This window comes from Microbacterium flavescens (genome assembly GCF_018588945.1).
Taxonomy (GTDB): Bacteria; Actinomycetota; Actinomycetes; order Actinomycetales; family Microbacteriaceae; genus Microbacterium; species Microbacterium flavescens.
This window is the reverse complement of the sequence record NZ_JAFIWA010000005.1, coordinates 109,301-125,253: the sequence shown is the minus strand read 5'-3', so window position 1 is coordinate 125,253 and position 15,953 is coordinate 109,301. Positions and strand designations below refer to the sequence as shown.

The following is a 15,953-nucleotide window of genomic DNA, read 5'->3' as shown; positions in this document are numbered from 1 at the left end:
CAGGGTGCGTCATCCTGTGACCAATGACCGTCGTGGGAGCGCTCCCACGCTTCGCGACGGCCGGTTCGCGACACCGACGCCGTGAGCCGTGGTCGACGATGACCCCGGAGAGGAATACCCCCATGTCCCACTCATCCCCCCACTCGGTGCGACGCAGGGCGGCCGCGGTCGGCGCGATCGCCGCCCTCGCCGCAGGGCTCGCGATCCCCCTGGCCGCAGCCCCCGCCGGCGCCGCCGAGGGAGGACTGGCCGGCTCCGAGCTGTTCCTGAATCCCTGGAGCACCACGCTCGAGGCCGCGCAGTCGCTCAAGGGCCAGGCACGCGCGGATGCGCAGCTCCTCGGCTCGATCCCCTCCGCCGACTGGTTCACCGAGGGCACGCCCGCGGAGGTGCAGGTTGCCGTCGACGACGTCGTGAGCGCTGCAGCGGCCAAGGGTCAGATGCCCGTGCTGGTGGCGTACAACCTGCCGTTCCGCGACTGCGCCCAGTACTCCGCCGGCGGCGCCCTCGACACCGCCGCTTACCAGGCGTGGATCGACGGCTTCGCCGCGGGCATCGGCGACCGAGCGGCCACCGTGATCCTCGAGCCCGACGGACTCGGCATCATCCCCCACTACACCACCCTCGACGGAGTCACGGAGTGGTGCCAGCCGGCGGAGGTGCCCGCCGAGACGGCTTCCGCCGAACGCTACACGCAGCTGAACTACGCGGTCGACGCGCTCGGCGCACTCGCGAGCACCTCGGTCTACCTCGACGGAACGGGATCGAGCTGGCTCAACGTGGGCGAGATCTCGGACCGCCTCCTCAGGGGCGGTGTCGAGCGCGCCGACGGGTTCTTCCTGAACGCGTCGAACTACCAGTTCACGACGAACTCGACCTTCTTCGGCACGTGGGTGTCGTCGTGCATCGCGTACGTCACCCAGGTGAACCCGGGTGATTACGGCTCGTGCGGAAACCAGTACTGGAACGGCGGCCCGGCGACCGACTGGAACGGCACCGCGATGTCTCCGTACGGGGAGTGGGGGCCGGGCAACCCCGACCTCACGCTCAACACCGACGGCGTGGACTCGCGCTACGAGTCGATCCTCGGCGGAGTCGAGCCCACCACGCGATTCGTCGTCGACACCAGCCGCAACGGCCTCGGGCCGTGGGACTACCCCGAGGGTGTCTACCCGGAGCACGAGGACTGGTGCAACCCGCCCGACCGGGGCCTCGGTCTGCGCCCCACGACGGAGACCGGCGCCGCGCTGGTCGACGCCTACCTGTGGATCAAGGTGCCGGGCGAGTCCGACGGCAAGTGCTTCCGCGGGACCGGCGGTCCGCTCGACCCCGAGCGCGGCATGGAGGATCCCGCCGCGGGGCAGTGGTTCGCCGAGCAGGCGCGCGAGCTCATCGCGCTGGCGAACCCGCCGCTCGCGCCCCTCGACTGCCAGGTCAAGGTCGTGGGCACGAAGATCGGCAAGGGCTTCCTCGCCGCGCTGACCGTGCGCAACAACGGGGCGGCGACGCTCGCTCCGTGGACGCTCACGTGGACGTTCGACGGCACCCAGAAGGTCGTCAAGGTCGTCGGCGGCTCGTTCGCGCAGGACGGAGCCACGGTCACGGTCGAGGGTGCGCGAGCGCTGCGCCCCGGCAAGACGGCCGCCCTCGCGGTGACCGGCGTCGGCGCCGCCGTGGAGCCGTGGCAGTTCCACCTGAACGGGAGGGCCTGCACCTCCTGACGACAGAAGGCTGGCGACAGAGGGCCCCCGTCCCGGGTCGTTGAGCGAGCGAAGCGAGACGAAACGCGCTCGTACGCGCAGACGCGTTTCGTCTCGGTCGCTTCGCTCCCTCGCTCAACGACCCGGGGGTCGGCCTACGACCTGGGGGTGGGTCGCTTCGCTCCCTCGCTCAACGACCCGGGGGACCACGCCCCAGGGTGCGACGCCCCGGAGACGGCGTGGCCAATAGGCTGAACCCATGCACGGCGAATACAAGGTGCCCGGGGGGAAGCTGGTCGTCGTCGACCTCGAGGAGCGCGACGGCCGCATCGCCGACTTCCATCTCGCCGGCGACTTCTTCCTCGAGCCCGACTCCGCGCTCGACGACATCGACGCCGCGGTGAACGGCCTGCCGATCGAGGCCGACGTCACGGCGATCGCCGCGGCGGTCCGCGCGGCTCTGCCCGAAGGCGCTCAGCTGCTCGGGTTCACGCCCGAGGCCGTGGGCACGGCGGTCCGCCGTGCCCTGGTCACGGCGCCGGGGTGGCGCGACTTCGACTGGGAGATCGTCCACGACAAGCCGGTCTCGCCCCGCATGAACCTGGCGCTCGACGAGGTGCTCACCAGCCGGGTCGGCGACGGCCGCCGCCGGCCGACCCTGCGTCTGTGGGAGTGGGACGAGTCCGCCGTCGTCATCGGATCGTTCCAGTCCCTGCGCAACGAGGTCGACCCGGAGGGCGCGCAGCGCCACGGCTTCGACGTCGTGCGCCGCATCTCGGGCGGCGGGGCGATGCTGATGGCGGCGAATTCGATCGTCACGTACTCGCTCTACGTGCCGGCATCCCTCGTCGCGGGCCTGACCTTCGCCGACTCGTACGCGTTCCTCGACGACTGGGTGCTGCAGGCGCTGCGGTCGCTGGGGATCGAGGCGACCTACCAGCCGCTCAACGACATCGCGTCGCCGCAGGGCAAGATCGGCGGGGCGGCGCAGAAGCGGCTCGCCAACGGCGGCGTGCTCCACCACGCGACGCTCAGCTACGACATGGACGGCCAGATGATGACCGAGGTGCTGCGCATCGGTCGTGAGAAGCTCAGCGACAAGGGCACGACCTCGGCCGCGAAGCGCGTCGACCCGCTGCGACGCCAGACCGGGCTGCCCCGCGAGGCGATCATCGAGCGGTTCAAGGAGACGTTCGCGAAGCTCTACGGCGCGGTCCCCGGAAGTATCACCGAAGAGGAATACGCCGAGGCCGAGGCGCTCGTCGAGTCGAAGTTCGCCACCGACGCCTGGCTGCGCCGGGTGCCGTGACGCCGCTGACCGAGGCGGGGCGACCGTGAGCTCGCCCCCTGCCGGGGCGGAGGCATCCGGAGCCGTCGAGATCCACGAGGGGGACAACCTCGAGGTGATCCGCGGGTTCGCCGACGGGTCGTTCACGCTCGTCTATCTCGACCCGCCGTTCAACACCGGCCGCACGCAGGAGAGGGCGATGGAGACCGCGCGCGCCCCTCAGGAGGACCGCGCCGCCGACGCCGTCATCCGCAGAGGCTTCCACGGCCGCGAGTACGAGCGGCTGCGCGGAGACCTGCGCGCGTACGGCGACCGCTTCGACGACTACTGGGGCTTCCTCGAGCCGCGTCTCATCGAGGCATGGCGGCTCCTCGCCGACGACGGCACGCTGTACCTGCACCTCGACTATCGCGAGGCGCACTACGCGAAGGTGCTGCTCGACGCCCTCGTCGGCCGCGACAAGTTCCTCAACGAGCTGATCTGGGCCTACGACTACGGAGCGAAGACCCGCAAGCGCTGGCCGACCAAGCACGACACGATCCTCGTTTACGTGAAGGATCCCGACCGGTACTGGTTCGACTCCGAGGCCGTCGACCGCGAGCCCTACATGGCGCCCGGGCTCGTGACCCCCGAGAAGGCGGCGCGCGGCAAGCTGCCGACCGACGTGTGGTGGCACACGATCGTTCCCACGACCGGACGCGAGAAGACCGGCTACCCGACGCAGAAGCCCGAGGGCATCCTGCGCCGCATCGTGCAGGCGTCGTCGCGCCCGGGCGACCGCGTGCTCGACTTCTTCGCAGGCAGCGGCACGACGGGCGCGGTCGCCTCGGTGCTCGGGCGCCAGGCGGTGCTCGTCGACGACAACCCCGAGGCGATCGCGGTGATGAGCGAGCGGATGCCGCGGGCCACGGTCGTGCGCCACGCCACGTCGCCCTCCTAGGCTGGAGCAATGCGCTTCGGAACCTTCATCCCCCAGGGCTGGCGATTCGACCTCGTCGGCATCGAGCCCGCAGACCAGTGGCGGGTCATGGCGACCCTCGCCCAGCTCGCCGACGAGGGCCCGTGGGAGTCGCTGTGGGCCTACGACCACTTCCACACCACGCCCGTCGCCTCCGAGGAGGCGACCCACGAGGCGTGGACGCTCATGGCCGCCTTCGCCGCCGCGACCAGCCGCATCCGCCTCGGGCAGATGTGCACGTGCATGGCCTACCGCAACCCGGCCTACCTCGCGAAGGTCGCCGCGACCGTCGACTCCGTCTCGGGCGGCCGCACCGAGATGGGCATCGGCGGCGGCTGGTACGAGCACGAGTGGCGCGCCTACGGCTACGGCTTCCCCGAGGTGAAGGACCGGCTCGGGATGCTGCGCGAGGGCGTCGACATCATGACCCAGGCGTGGACCACCGGCAGCGCCACGCTCGACGGCAAGCACTACCAGGTCGACGGCGCGATCGTGCGGCCGCTCCCGCTGCAGGACGGCGGGATCCCGCTGTGGGTCGCCGGCGGCGGCGAGAAGGTCACCCTCAAGATCGCGGCGAAGTACGCGGCGTACACGAACTTCAACGGCACTCTCGAGGTCTGGGACCACAAGAGCGAGGTTCTGCGCGGCCACTGCGAGGCGCTCGGCCGCGACTTCGGCACCATCACCCGATCGGCCAACTTCAACACGATCGTGGGCGAGACCGAGGCCGAGGCATCCGATCGCCTCGCGGCGGTGAAGGCGCGTCTGCTTCCGCACGTGGGTCAGGAGCGCGCCGACGCCATCGAGGCCGAGTACCGCTCCTCGCCGGCGTTCGGCACGGTCGAGCAGGTCGCCGAACGGCTGGCCGAGCGTGAGCGGCACGGCCTCGGGTACGCGATCCACTACTTCCCCGAGGCGGCGTACGACCGCTCGGGCGTGCAGCTGTTCGAGCGCGAGGTCGTGGGCGCGCTGGCCTGACCCCGGGTCAGGCCCAGGCGGTCGGGCCCGCGACGAGCGAGCGGACGCTGCGGTAGCCGTCGGGATCGACGTCGGGGCGGGATGCCTCGCCCCCGAACATCCGGGTCGTCCCGGGCTGGTCGGCCCACGTCGGCCATCCCGGGTCGCCGTCGCGGATGAGCGCGACGGCGGATCCGTGGACGGCGTCGGCCAGGCGGCGGGGCGGGGCGTCACCGGCGATCGCCGGCACACCGACCGCGTCGAGGCAGTCGAACCAGAACGGCACGTCGAGGCAGTGCAGTGCCCAACCGCGCACGGGCGAGACCCACGTGAAGCGGTACGCCCACGTGCGGGCGTCGCCCCGCGCCTCGGCGACGCGCACGACGTCGGAGCGGAACACCACGTCGGTGACGTAGCGGCCGAGCACGGCCGCCGTCCCCTTGCGCCGCTGCGCGAGGTTGGCGGCGAGGTAGGCGCGCCGCGCGCCGCGCGGCATCTTGAGCTTGCTGAGTGCGAACGAGGCGGGGACCAGCCGGAGCTTCGCCCGCGCGGAGTCGGTGACCATCGTGAACTCGTCGTCCATCGTGCCGATCACGAGCGGCTTGTCGGCGCCGACGCCCGACGCCAGCGAGGCGACGGTCGGCTGCGTCAGAAGGTCGCCGTCCACCATCGGACCCCAGGAGAGTCCGTCCTCGAGCAGCACGTGCACGCTGGCCAGCGGGTCGCGCGAGTCGGGGGTGGCGGCCTTCTGCTGCAGCTCGTGCAGGGTCTCCTCCGGCACGGATGCGAACCCGTCGCGGCTCGGCTGGACGCCGGCCAGGTGGGCGAGCTTCGCCGACAGGGTGCGCGCCCGCTCGGGCGCGACGTCGGCGAGGGCCGCCGACATCGCCCACGCCGAATGGAAGAGGTGCTGGGCTGCCGGCATCCCGAGCAGTGCCAGCACTGCCCCGCCGCCCGCGGACTGTCCGGCGATCGTGACGCGCGCCGGGTCGCCCCCGAAGGAGGCGATGTTGTCGCGCACCCACTCGAGCGATGCCAGCCAGTCGCGCACACCGCGGTTGGACGGAGCGCCGGGGATGTGCCCGAAGCCGTCGAAGCCGAGGCGGTACGAGATCGTGACGGTGACGACGCCGTCGCGGTTGAACGAGCGGCCGTCGTACCAGGGGCTGGCGGGTGACCCGGCGACGTAGCCGCCGCCGTGGATGTAGACGAGCACCGGCAGCCGCGCGGCGGTGTCGCCTGGCGCGGGCGTGAAGACGTTCACGTTCAGCGTCGAGTCGCCGGGGATCGCCGGCTCGGGGATGAGGGTGTCGCCGGGATCCACGCGATGTGCGGTGGCGCCGTACTCGAGCGCGTCGCGCACGCCCTGCCACGGTTCGGGCGGCACCGGCGCGGCGAACCGCAGCTCGCCGACGGGCGCCTGGGCGAACGGGATGCCGAGGAACGCCGCCGACGCGCCTGGCTCGCCGGGCTCGCCGCGCCAGAACCCGCGGACGTCGCCCGGGGCGATCGAGACGATGGGGTGGTCAGGATGCTGCGCCACGGCGGTCCTCCTTCGCTGCGGTGCCCGAGCCCGTCCCTGATTCGGTGCGCGGCTCGAGCGCGGTGAAGAGAGCGTCGATCGTCCCGGCCATGTCGACCTCGGGCTCGAGCATCCATTGCACCTGGAGGCCGTCGGCGACGGCCTGGAAGATCCGGGCGAGCGTCTGCGGATCGACGCGATCGCTCAGCGCGCCGGCCGCCTGCTGCGCGGCGATGGCCGACGCGAAGGCGTCCCGCAGGGTTTCGCCGCGCGACACGAAGTAGTCGTGCGCGGAGTGGTCGGGGTCGGTCGCCTCGACGGACAGTCGCGCGAACAGCTGGACCAGACCCGGCACGTCGGCGTTGTGGCGGATCACGCTGAGGTACCCCTCGCGCAGGTCGGCACCGGCGAACCGGCCGTCGTCGCCGGGGACGAAGTCGGCCGTGTCCACTTCGTCGCGCTTGCGGAGGATCGCCGTGAACAGCTCCTCCTTGCTGTCGAAGTAGTGGAGGAGGCCGGCCTGGCTGAGGCCGACTGCGTCGGCGAGCTCCTTGATGGACGCGCCCCGGTATCCCTCGCGCGCGATCACCTCGAGTGCGCGCTCGAGGATCTCCTCGCGCTTCGCGACGCCCTTCGCGTACGAGCCCCGACGTTCCCTCCGGCTTTCTGCCATGGGGACAGTAAACCCGAATCATGCTTGATTTCTCAAAACCAAATGTCATATGGTTTTGCTGATGCTCGACGCGGAGCGTCTCTCCATTCCCGATTGGACCGTCCATGACAACGCCGTCTGACTCCGCGCTCGCTCCCGAGCCGGCACTCCCGCCGACCGCACCCATGACCGAGAACACCTTCGTCGCCACCGCCGCCGGCAACGACGATCCGCCCGCGCCGATCAAGGGCCTCGGACGCCTCCTGGGCTGGATCATCCCGGCCAACCTGGGCATCTTCCTCATCTGGGGCGCGGTGCCCGGAATCCTTCTCCCGCAGCAGGTGACACTCGCTCTCGGCGAGGAGAACAAGGTCGCGAACCTCGCGATCATCGCGACGATCGGCGCGTTCGCCGCGATGCTCGCGCAGCCCATCGCCGGGCAGATCTCCGACCGCACGCGCTCGCGGTTCGGCCGCCGCGCGCCGTGGATCGTGATCGGCTCGCTCGCCGGCGGGCTCTCGCTCGTCGGGCTCGCGTTCGCGAACAGCCTCATCGGCATCGCCATCGCCTGGACGCTCGTGCAGATCGCCTACAACTTCGCCCAGGGGCCGCTCAGCGCGGTGCTGCCCGACCGCGTGCCGCTGAAGCGCCGCGGCACCTTCGCCGCGCTCTCGGGGATCGGCCTGATGGTTGGCGCCCTCGGCGGTCAGATCGTCGGATCGCTCTTCTTCAACAGCATCGCGGTCGGCTACGTGACGTTCGCCGTGATCTCGCTGGTCGTCCTGACGCTCTTCGTCGTGATGAACCCCGACTACTCGAGCACGAAGCTCCAGCCCGAGCCCTTCCGGCTCGGCGACTTCCTCCGGACGTTCTGGGTGAACCCGGTCCAGCACCCCGACTTCTTCTGGGCGTTCACCGGTCGCCTGCTGCTGTACACCGGCTACTTCGCGGTCACCGGCTACCAGCTGTTCATCCTCACCGACTACATCGGCGTCGCGAAGCCCGAGACCGTCATCCCGATCCTCGGCCTGCTCAGTTTGGTCGGCATCCTCATCTCGACCATCGTCTCGGGTCCGCTCTCCGACAAGGTCGGCCGGCGCAAGCCGTTCGTCTTCGGCTCCTCGGTCTTCGTCGGCCTCGCGATGCTCATCCCGATCGTCTCTCCGACGCTCGAGGGCTGGATGCTCATGACGTTCATCTCGGGCTTCGGCTTCGGCATGTTCCAGGCCGTCGACACGGCCCTGATGAGCGAGGTGCTCCCGTCGGCGAAGTCGTTCGCCAAGGACCTCGGCGTGGTCAACATCGCCGCCACGCTGCCGCAGACCCTCGCTCCGGCGGTCGCCGGCGTGATCGTCCTCTCGTTCGGCTACGTCGGCCTCTTCCCGGTCGGCATCGTGCTGAGCGTCGTCGGCGCCTTCGCCGTGTGGCCGATCAAGGCGACCCGCTGACGCCGGGCCGCGCAGACCACCCGACCCCAGACACCCTCATCCACGAAAGGATGGCCCCATGACCGACACCACGACCGCTGCCCAGTCCGCGGCATCCGTCTCCGACCTCACCCTCGAGGAGAAGGCGTCGCTCACCAGCGGCGCGAGCTTCTGGTACACCAAGCCCGTCGACAGGCTCGGCATCCCGAGCATCATGGTCACCGACGGACCGCATGGCCTGCGCAAGCAGCGCGAGGGCGGGGATCACCTGGGCCTCGGCGACAGCGTTCCCGCGACGTGCTTCCCGCCCGCCGTCGGCCTCGGCTCGTCATGGGACGTCGACCTCGTGCACCGGGTCGGCGAGGCGCTCGGCACCGAGACCTCGATCGAGAACGTCGCGGTGCTGCTCGGTCCCGGCATCAACATCAAGCGCTCGCCTCTGTGCGGCCGCAACTTCGAGTACCTGTCGGAGGACCCGATCGTCTCGGGCGTGCTGGGCGCCGCGATCGTGAAGGGCATTCAGTCGAAGGGCGTGGGCACCTCGCTCAAGCACTTCGCCGCGAACAACCAGGAGGACGACCGCATGCGCTCGTCGTCCGACGTCGACGCGCGTCCGCTGCGCGAGATCTATCTGCGCGGCTTCCAGCGCGTGGTCGAGGACGCGCAGCCGTGGACGGTCATGTGCTCGTACAACAGGATCAACGGCGTCTACGCGTCGGAGGACCCGTGGCTGCTCACCCAGGTGCTGCGCGACGAGTGGGGCTTCGAGGGACTCGTGGTCTCGGACTGGGGCGCGGTGAACGAGCGCGTGCCCGGGCTCGCCGCAGGGATGGACCTCGAGATGCCGACGTCGAACGGCGTCACCGACGCCCAGATCGTCGCCGCCGTGCACGAGGGCTCGCTCGACGAGAGCGTCGTCGACACGGCCGCCGGCCGCGTGCTCGACCTGGTCCGCAAGGCGCAGGCCGGCGCCGGGTCGGCGCAGGGGCCGCTCGACGTCGACGCCCACCATGCCCTCGCTCGCGAGGCCGCGAGTCGCTCGATCGTGCTGCTGAAGAACGACGCGGTCGCGGAGGCCGGCGCACCGCTCCTTCCGCTGTCCAAGGACGCGCGCCTCGCCCTCATCGGCGAGTTCGCCGAGAAGCCGCGCTACCAGGGCGCGGGGTCGTCGATGATCAACCCGACGCGCCTCGACACGGCGCTCGACGAGATCCGCGCGACCGCCACGGGCGACGTTTCGTATGCCCAGGGCTTCAGCGTCAAGCCGAACGTCTCGCTGGAGGAGACGGCATCCCTGCGCACGGAGGCGGTGGCTGCGGCATCCGCTGCCGATGTCGTCGTGCTGTTCCTGGGCCTGCCCGCGCGCCTCGAGTCGGAGGGCTACGACCGCACCGACATCGACCTCCCCGCGGATCAGGTCGCGCTTCTCGACGCAGTCGTCGCCGTCAATCAGAACGTCGTCGTGGTGCTGTCCAACGGCGGCGTCGTGGCGCTGCCCTTCGCCGACCGGGTGCCGGCGATCCTCGAGGGCTGGCTGCTCGGCCAGGCCGGCGGCGGCGCGGTCGCCGACGTGCTCTTCGGCGCCGTCAACCCGTCGGCGAAGCTCACCGAGACGATCCCGCTCCGCCTGGAGGACATCCCGGCGTTCCTCGACTTCCCGGGCGAGTTCTCGCACGTTCGCTACGGCGAGGGCCTGTTCGTCGGCTACCGCTGGTACGACGCGCGCCGCATGGACGTCGCCTTCCCGTTCGGTCACGGCCTGTCGTACACGACGTTCTCGTACGGCGACGCCTCGGCCTCCGTCAACGCGCGGGGCGATATCGACGTGACGCTGACGGTCGCGAACACCGGCGACCGGGCCGGGCGCGAGGTCGTGCAGGTCTACACGTCTCTCCCCGGCGGCAGGGTGCAGCGGCCGAAGCGCGAGCTGAAGACGTTCGCCTCGGTGGCGCTCGAAGCGGGCGAGGTCGCCGAGGTCACGCTGACCGTGCGGCGCAAGGACCTGGCCTACTGGGACATCCGGCTGGACGGCTGGGCGGTCGAGGGCGGTGACTACGTCATCGACGTGGCGGCGTCGAGTCGCGACATCCGCTCCACCGTCGAGGTGACGGTCGAGGGCGACCCGATCGTGCTGCCGCTGACCCGCAGCTCGTCCATCGGCGAGGTCATGGCCCACCCGGTCGTCGGTGCGATGGTGCAGGCGGCGATCGCCCAGATGATGAGCGGCATGGAGGGCGTCGAGGCGATCATGCCCGAGGGCGTCGACGCGTCGAAGATGATGGAGTCCTTCCCGATCGGCCGCGCCGGCATGTTCGCCGCCGGCGATTCGAACGGCGCCGTCAACCCCGAGATGATCGACGGTCTCATCGCGATGGCCAACGCCCCGCAGCAGCAGGGCTGACGGACGAGCGGATGCCTCGCCCCAGCGCGGGGCGGGGCATCCGCTGTTCCGTCGAACGGGCGAACGGAGCATCCTGGGGGGATGACGGAACAGCGAGCAATCGTGCGCATGTGGAGCGGCGTGGTCCGCACGGCGGACCGGGACGCGTACGTCGACTACGTCGAGCGCACCGGCATGGCGGAGTATCGCATCACGCCGGGAAATCTCGACGCGTGGCTCCTGACGCGCGACCTCGGCGACGACCGAACCGAGATCACCACCGTCTCGAGGTGGGAGTCCTTCGAGGCGATCACGCGATTCGCCGGAGCCGACGTCGAACGCGCGGTGTTCTACCCGGAGGACGATCGGTTCCTGCTGGAACGGGACGACCGCGTGCGCCACTACCGGCAGGCGACCTGAGACGACCGCCGGCAGCGGAACGCCCCGGTCGACCTTGTCAACCCTGGTTCGCCTCTCCCGGCCGCCGCGTAGGTTCGCGGGTGGGGGAAGAGAGGACGAGCCATGAACCGCAATGCGCCAGACGAGGCACGCAGCAACGACCCGGAGGGCACCGAGAAGCCCGGCGGACTCGGCCAGGACGGCACGATCCCCGATGACCCCGACGGCGTCGCCGCGGGTCACACCGGTACGGCGTCGACCTTCGAGCCCGAAGAGGACGAGCAGGCCTGAGCCGCGGCATCCCTCACCCGACGGGACGGGCAGCCGGCCCGCCTCAGGTCCAGGGCAGTCGCGTCGACTCGACGATGTAGATCCCGATCGCCACGAGAAGGGCGCCGAGTGCCATCGTGCCCATCAGCCAGGCGAGCCGCCGGTTGATCGCGGCGCGGTCACCGCCCCCGCGAGAGGTGATGAACATCACGACCCACATCACGATGACGAAGACGATGCCGATGACCGGCAGCACGATCTGGATCTGGAACGCGAAGCAGTACAGCACGATCGCGACCGCGGCGAGCACGCCGGCGGGGACGAGCCAGCGAGAGGTCGCGCCGTAGCGCAGGGCAGGCTGCGCCGTGACGTCGGTCGGCGACGGAACGGGCTGTTCGTCGGGGAGCTTCTCGGGACCGTGGACATCCTGGCGTGGATCGGACATTTCGCCTCCTCTGCGTCGAATCCAGCCTGGTCGTAACCGCGGCGACGGTCGGGGGGCTTGACAACCGCCGGGCGGTCGGGCCCTCAGCCGCCCGCCCGCAGCCGGAGCGCTCGGAAGTAGCGGCGCCGGGCGACCTGCTGCGCCACGAGCAGCGCAGGGTACGCCGCCCGCCATCCCGCGCGGTCGCCGGGCCGGGTCAGCGAGCGGATCGTGAGCATGACGTCGTCGTCGCGCCGGTGCGCGATGAACGCCTCTTCTCCGGAGACCGGGTGGCCCGCCAGCGTGCGGTACGCGAACCCGACGCGATCCGGCGTCTGCACCACGGCGACCACCTCGACCGGCTCGCGCACGGACAGCCCGAACGCGTGCGCGACGATGACCGGCCGCGCGCCCGTCTCGGCCGGACCCTCGGGCGCGACCGCGAACCCGCTCCGGGTCTTGACGCCCCACCGCAGCAGCTCGGCGCTCACCCAGCGCCAGACGTCGTCGCCGTGGCCGAGCACCGCGGACTTCTCCCAGCGGCGGTAGGACGCCGGGGTGGATCCCCACGTCTCGTCAGCGGGGGCGGTCAGGGTGGGAGTGGAGGGCATGGCCCGATCGTGCGCGGCTCAGGACTTGAGGAACGCCAGGAGCGCCTCGTTGACCTCGGCGGCGTGCGTCCAGAGCAGGCCGTGGGGGGCGCCTTCGAGCTCGATGTACCTCGCGTCCGGCAGCATCGTGCGGAACTGCCGGGCCGTCGCGTCGATGGGCAGGATGTTGTCGGCCGTCCCGTGGAGGATCAGCGTCGGCACGTCGACGGCGCCGATGTCGGCGCGGAAGTCGGTGGGCCAGGTCAACGGCGCCGCCGAGATGCCCGCGTTGCCCGCCAGGTTCGCGACCTGCATGCTGGCGTCGACCGCCTCCTGCGAGATGCGCGAGCCGAGGTTGTCGTCCAGGTTGTAGAAGTCCTTGAAGAACCCGGTGAGGAAGGCGTAGCGGTCCTCGCGCACGGCGGCGGCGATGCCGTCGAAGAAGTCCTGCGGCCCGGCCCCGTCGGGATTGTCGTCGGTGACGAGCAGGAACGGTTCGAGCGATCCCAGGAAGGCGGCCTTGGCCACGCGCGAGCTCCCGTACCGCGAAAGGTAGCGGGCCACCTCGCCCGTGCCCATCGAGAACCCGACGAGCACGACATCGTTCAGGTCGAGGTCTTCGATGAGGGCGTGCAGGTCGGCGGCGAACGTGTCGTAGTCGTATCCGGAGCCGGCCTTCGAGGAGGCCCCGAAACCCCGCCGGTCATACGCGATCACGCGATAGCCGGCATCCAGCAGTGCCGCCTGCTGCTTCCCCCACGACTCTCCGTTCAGCGGAAAGCCATGGATCAGCACGATGGGCTGACCGTCGCCCTGATCGGTGTAGTAGAGCTCGATGTCGGCCGAGTTCTCGGTCCCGACGGTGATGTATCCCACGTGGTCGCTCCTTCCGGGCCGAAGGCGAGCGGATGCCGTGGCCCACGTTCGACGCTAGGGCGAGGCATCCCTCCACCGCCAGGGGTTGACGGCCGACTCCCGGAGACGGGCGGTCTCAGGCGTCGCGCGCGGCTCCGTCGGACGGCGTCACCGTGAAGATCGTGGGGACGGCGAACCCGGATGCCTCGAACGCGGCGGTCACGGCGTCCGTCACGCGCTGCACCCCGTCGTGCGGGACGAGCGCGATGGCGGCGCCGCCGAAACCGCCGCCCGTCATGCGCGCGCCGAGGGCACCCGCCTCCCGCGCCGCGTCGACGGCGGTGTCGAGCTCGGGGACCGAGATCTCGAAGTCGTCGCGCATCGACGCGTGCGAGGCGAGGAGCAGGTCGCCGATGGCGCGCGGACCCTGCTCCGCCAGGATGCGCACGGTGTCGCGCACGCGCTGGTTCTCGGTGACGACGTGGCGGACGCGGCGGAATGTGACGTCGTCCATGAGCGTCTCGGCGCGCGCGAGGTCGTCGACCGACACGTCGCGCAGGGCGGGCACGGCCAGGATGGCGGCCCCGCGCTCGCACGCCGCCCGGCGCTCGCCGTAGCCTCCCGTCGCGTGCGAGTGGGAGACGCCGGTGTCGATGACGACCAGCTCCAGCCCTGCGGCGCGGAAGCCGAGGTCGACCACCTGAGCTTCGAGCGAGCGGCAGTCGAGGAAGATCGCCGCGTCGGCACGGCCGAGCATCGACGCCATCTGGTCCATGATCCCCGTCGGCGCGCCGACAGCCTCGTTCTCGGCGCGGCGGCCGGCCCGGGCGAGGGCGACGCGGTCGAGGTCGAGGCCCCACGTGTCGGCGATGGCCGAGGCCGCGGCCCCCTCGATCGCGGCAGAGGACGAGAGCCCCGCGCCCACGGGCACGTTCGACGCGAAGGCGAGGTCGAGGCCGCGAGCGGCCGGTCCGGCCGCGGGGACCAGCGCCCAGGCGACGCCGAGCGGGTAGCGCGCCCACTCGGCGATCTCCTCGCGACGGTCGGGGAACACGGCGTCGAGGTCTGCCAGCGGCACCTCGACGGCGTCGTCCGCGAACGTCGAGGCGACGCGGATCACGCCGTCGTCGCGGGTTCCGAGCGCGACGTGCGTGCGGTGCTGGATCGCGAAGGGCAGCACGAATCCGTCGTTGTAGTCGGTGTGTTCGCCGATGAGATTGGCGCGCCCCGGCGCCGACCACGTCCCGACGGGCTGCGCATCGAAGCGCTCGGCGAAGTGCCGCCGCGCCTCGGCGGCGGCGGAAGGCGGGGTCACAGGGTCTCCTCGGGGATGGACCTGACGGCGGCGCGGAGGCGCTCCGCGGCCGACTCGGGCGGCACGTCGCCGATCCAGGCGCCCATCGCCGCCTCCGACCCGGCGAGAAACTTGAGCTTGTCGGCCGCCCGGCGGGGGGACGTCAGCTGCAGGTGCAGGCGGGCGGTGTCGCGTCCGCGGTGCACCGGGGCCTGGTGCCACGCCGCGATGTACGGAGTGGGGGTGTCGTAGAGCGCGTCGACACCGCGCAGCAGTCGCAGGTAGAGCGGGGCGAGCTCGTCGCGCTCGGCATCCGTCGTCTCGGCGAGGTCGGCGACGTGGCGGTGCGGCAGCAGATGCACCTCGAGGGGCCAGCGGGCCGCGAACGGCACGAATGCCGTCCAGTGCTCGCCCTGCAGGATGACGCGCTCCGAGGCGCGCTCGGTCTCGAGGATGCGGGCGAACAGATCGGCGCCCTCGCGATCGATCGACGCGAGCAGGGTCGTCGTGCGGGGCGTGACGTAGGGGTAGGCGTAGATCTGCCCATGCGGGTGGGGCAGCGTGACGCCGATCGCCTCGCCGCGGTTCTCGAACGGGAACACCTGCTCGATCCCGGGCAGGGCGGAGAGGGCGGCGGTGCGGTCGGCCCAGGCCTCGATCACGGTGCGGGCGCGCGTGACCGTCTGCGTGCCGAACGAGCCGGAGTGCTCGGGGCTGAAGCACACGACCTCGCAGCGTCCGACCGACGTGCGGGTGCGGCCGAGGCCGGGGGCGTCCAGGTCGGCGAGGCCGCCGGGGGCGTCGATGCCGGCGGGAGCGTCGCCCAGAGCCGCTGCGAGGGCGGGGCCGAAGGACGGCGACCTGTTCTCGAAGACCGCGACGTCGTACAGCGACGGGATCTCGGACGGGTTGGCGGCTGACTGCGGCGCGAGTGGATCGAGTTCCGCAGGCGGCAGGAAAGCCCGGTTCTGGCGGGAGGCGGCGATCGACACCCAGTCGCCGGTCAGCACGTCGCGACGCATGGTGGCGGTCTCCGGGCGCGGCCCGAGCTGCCGCGCATCGACGGAGCGCTCGGGGCCGAGTGACGTGCCGGGGTCGTCGTAGTAGATCAGCTCGCGCGCGTCGGCGAGACGCGTGGTGCGTTTGACGACGCCGGCGCCGAGCGTCTCGACGGGACCGTCCTGAGCCGTGTTCACGTCAACACGGTAACAAGCCGACCGTGATAACGTCAACATCG

At 71.2% G+C, this 15,953-nt stretch carries 15 protein-coding genes; 8 read left to right on the top strand and 7 right to left on the bottom strand.

Annotated features, from left to right (window positions below; all coding sequences use genetic code 11):
* The first annotated feature begins 122 nt into the window (after positions 1 to 122).
* From JX005_RS11190 to JX005_RS11175, 4 genes are all read left to right on the top strand, one after another.
* Entirely contained in the window at positions 123 to 1,721 is a 1,599-nt protein-coding gene (locus JX005_RS11190) for a glycoside hydrolase family 6 protein (protein ID WP_214467597.1), read from the top strand.
* A gap of 238 nt (positions 1,722 to 1,959) precedes the next feature.
* Entirely contained in the window at positions 1,960 to 3,009 is a 1,050-nt protein-coding gene (gene lplAB / locus JX005_RS11185) for a lipoate-protein ligase LplAB (protein WP_214467596.1), read from the top strand.
* Between the two features lie 25 nt (positions 3,010 to 3,034).
* Entirely contained in the window at positions 3,035 to 3,928 is an 894-nt protein-coding gene (locus JX005_RS11180) for a DNA-methyltransferase (protein WP_214467595.1), read from the top strand.
* A 9-nt stretch (positions 3,929 to 3,937) separates the two neighbouring features.
* Positions 3,938 to 4,924, top strand: coding sequence for an LLM class F420-dependent oxidoreductase (locus JX005_RS11175; RefSeq protein ID WP_214467594.1), 987 nt, complete (start codon positions 3,938 to 3,940; stop codon positions 4,922 to 4,924).
* A gap of 7 nt (positions 4,925 to 4,931) precedes the next feature.
* Here the strand turns inward: JX005_RS11175 and JX005_RS11170 are convergent, their stop codons facing one another.
* Both JX005_RS11170 and JX005_RS11165 read right to left on the bottom strand, forming a co-directional pair.
* Positions 4,932 to 6,446, bottom strand: a complete 1,515-nt coding sequence (locus JX005_RS11170; protein WP_214467593.1) for a carboxylesterase/lipase family protein — start codon at positions 6,444 to 6,446, stop codon at positions 4,932 to 4,934.
* A complete protein-coding gene (locus tag JX005_RS11165; RefSeq protein ID WP_214467592.1) occupies positions 6,430 to 7,098 on the bottom strand; it encodes a TetR/AcrR family transcriptional regulator in 669 nt (222 codons plus the stop codon). Before JX005_RS11165 ends, JX005_RS11170 begins: the two co-directional genes overlap by 17 nt.
* 104 nt (positions 7,099 to 7,202) lie before the next feature.
* Here JX005_RS11165 and JX005_RS11160 point away from each other — a divergent pair, with 104 nt between their 5' ends.
* The 4 genes from JX005_RS11160 to JX005_RS11145 all read left to right on the top strand — a co-directional run bounded on the left by JX005_RS11160 (position 7,203) and on the right by JX005_RS11145 (position 11,574).
* Positions 7,203 to 8,525, top strand: coding sequence for an MFS transporter (locus tag JX005_RS11160; protein ID WP_214467591.1), 1,323 nt, complete (start codon positions 7,203 to 7,205; stop codon positions 8,523 to 8,525).
* Between the two features lie 58 nt (positions 8,526 to 8,583).
* On the top strand, positions 8,584 to 10,905 hold the full coding sequence (locus JX005_RS11155) for a glycoside hydrolase family 3 C-terminal domain-containing protein (RefSeq protein ID WP_214467590.1): 2,322 nt from the start codon (positions 8,584 to 8,586) through the stop codon (positions 10,903 to 10,905).
* Between the two features lie 81 nt (positions 10,906 to 10,986).
* Entirely contained in the window at positions 10,987 to 11,304 is a 318-nt protein-coding gene (locus tag JX005_RS11150) for a hypothetical protein (RefSeq protein WP_246533868.1), read from the top strand.
* Positions 11,305 to 11,406: 102 nt separating this feature from the next.
* Positions 11,407 to 11,574, top strand: a complete 168-nt coding sequence (locus tag JX005_RS11145; RefSeq protein WP_214467589.1) for a hypothetical protein — start codon at positions 11,407 to 11,409, stop codon at positions 11,572 to 11,574.
* Positions 11,575 to 11,617: 43 nt separating this feature from the next.
* On the opposite strand, the gene JX005_RS11140 is transcribed toward JX005_RS11145, so the two are convergent.
* From JX005_RS11140 to galT, 5 genes are all read right to left on the bottom strand, one after another.
* On the bottom strand, positions 11,618 to 11,998 hold the full coding sequence (locus JX005_RS11140) for a hypothetical protein (protein ID WP_214467587.1): 381 nt from the start codon (positions 11,996 to 11,998) through the stop codon (positions 11,618 to 11,620).
* A gap of 83 nt (positions 11,999 to 12,081) precedes the next feature.
* Complete coding sequence (locus JX005_RS11135) at positions 12,082 to 12,588, bottom strand: DUF1990 domain-containing protein (protein WP_214467585.1); 507 nt, start codon at positions 12,586 to 12,588, stop codon at positions 12,082 to 12,084.
* 18 nt (positions 12,589 to 12,606) lie between these two features.
* The gene (locus JX005_RS11130; protein ID WP_214467583.1) at positions 12,607 to 13,443 is read right to left on the bottom strand and encodes an alpha/beta fold hydrolase; all 837 of its coding nucleotides are present in this window, start codon (positions 13,441 to 13,443) and stop codon (positions 12,607 to 12,609) included.
* Positions 13,444 to 13,558: 115 nt separating this feature from the next.
* Complete coding sequence (gene galK / locus JX005_RS11125; RefSeq protein ID WP_214467581.1) at positions 13,559 to 14,737, bottom strand: galactokinase; 1,179 nt, start codon at positions 14,735 to 14,737, stop codon at positions 13,559 to 13,561.
* Complete coding sequence (gene galT / locus JX005_RS11120; protein ID WP_307858566.1) at positions 14,734 to 15,912, bottom strand: galactose-1-phosphate uridylyltransferase; 1,179 nt, start codon at positions 15,910 to 15,912, stop codon at positions 14,734 to 14,736. Before galT ends, galK begins: the two co-directional genes overlap by 4 nt.
* Between the last annotated feature and the right edge of the window lie 41 nt (positions 15,913 to 15,953).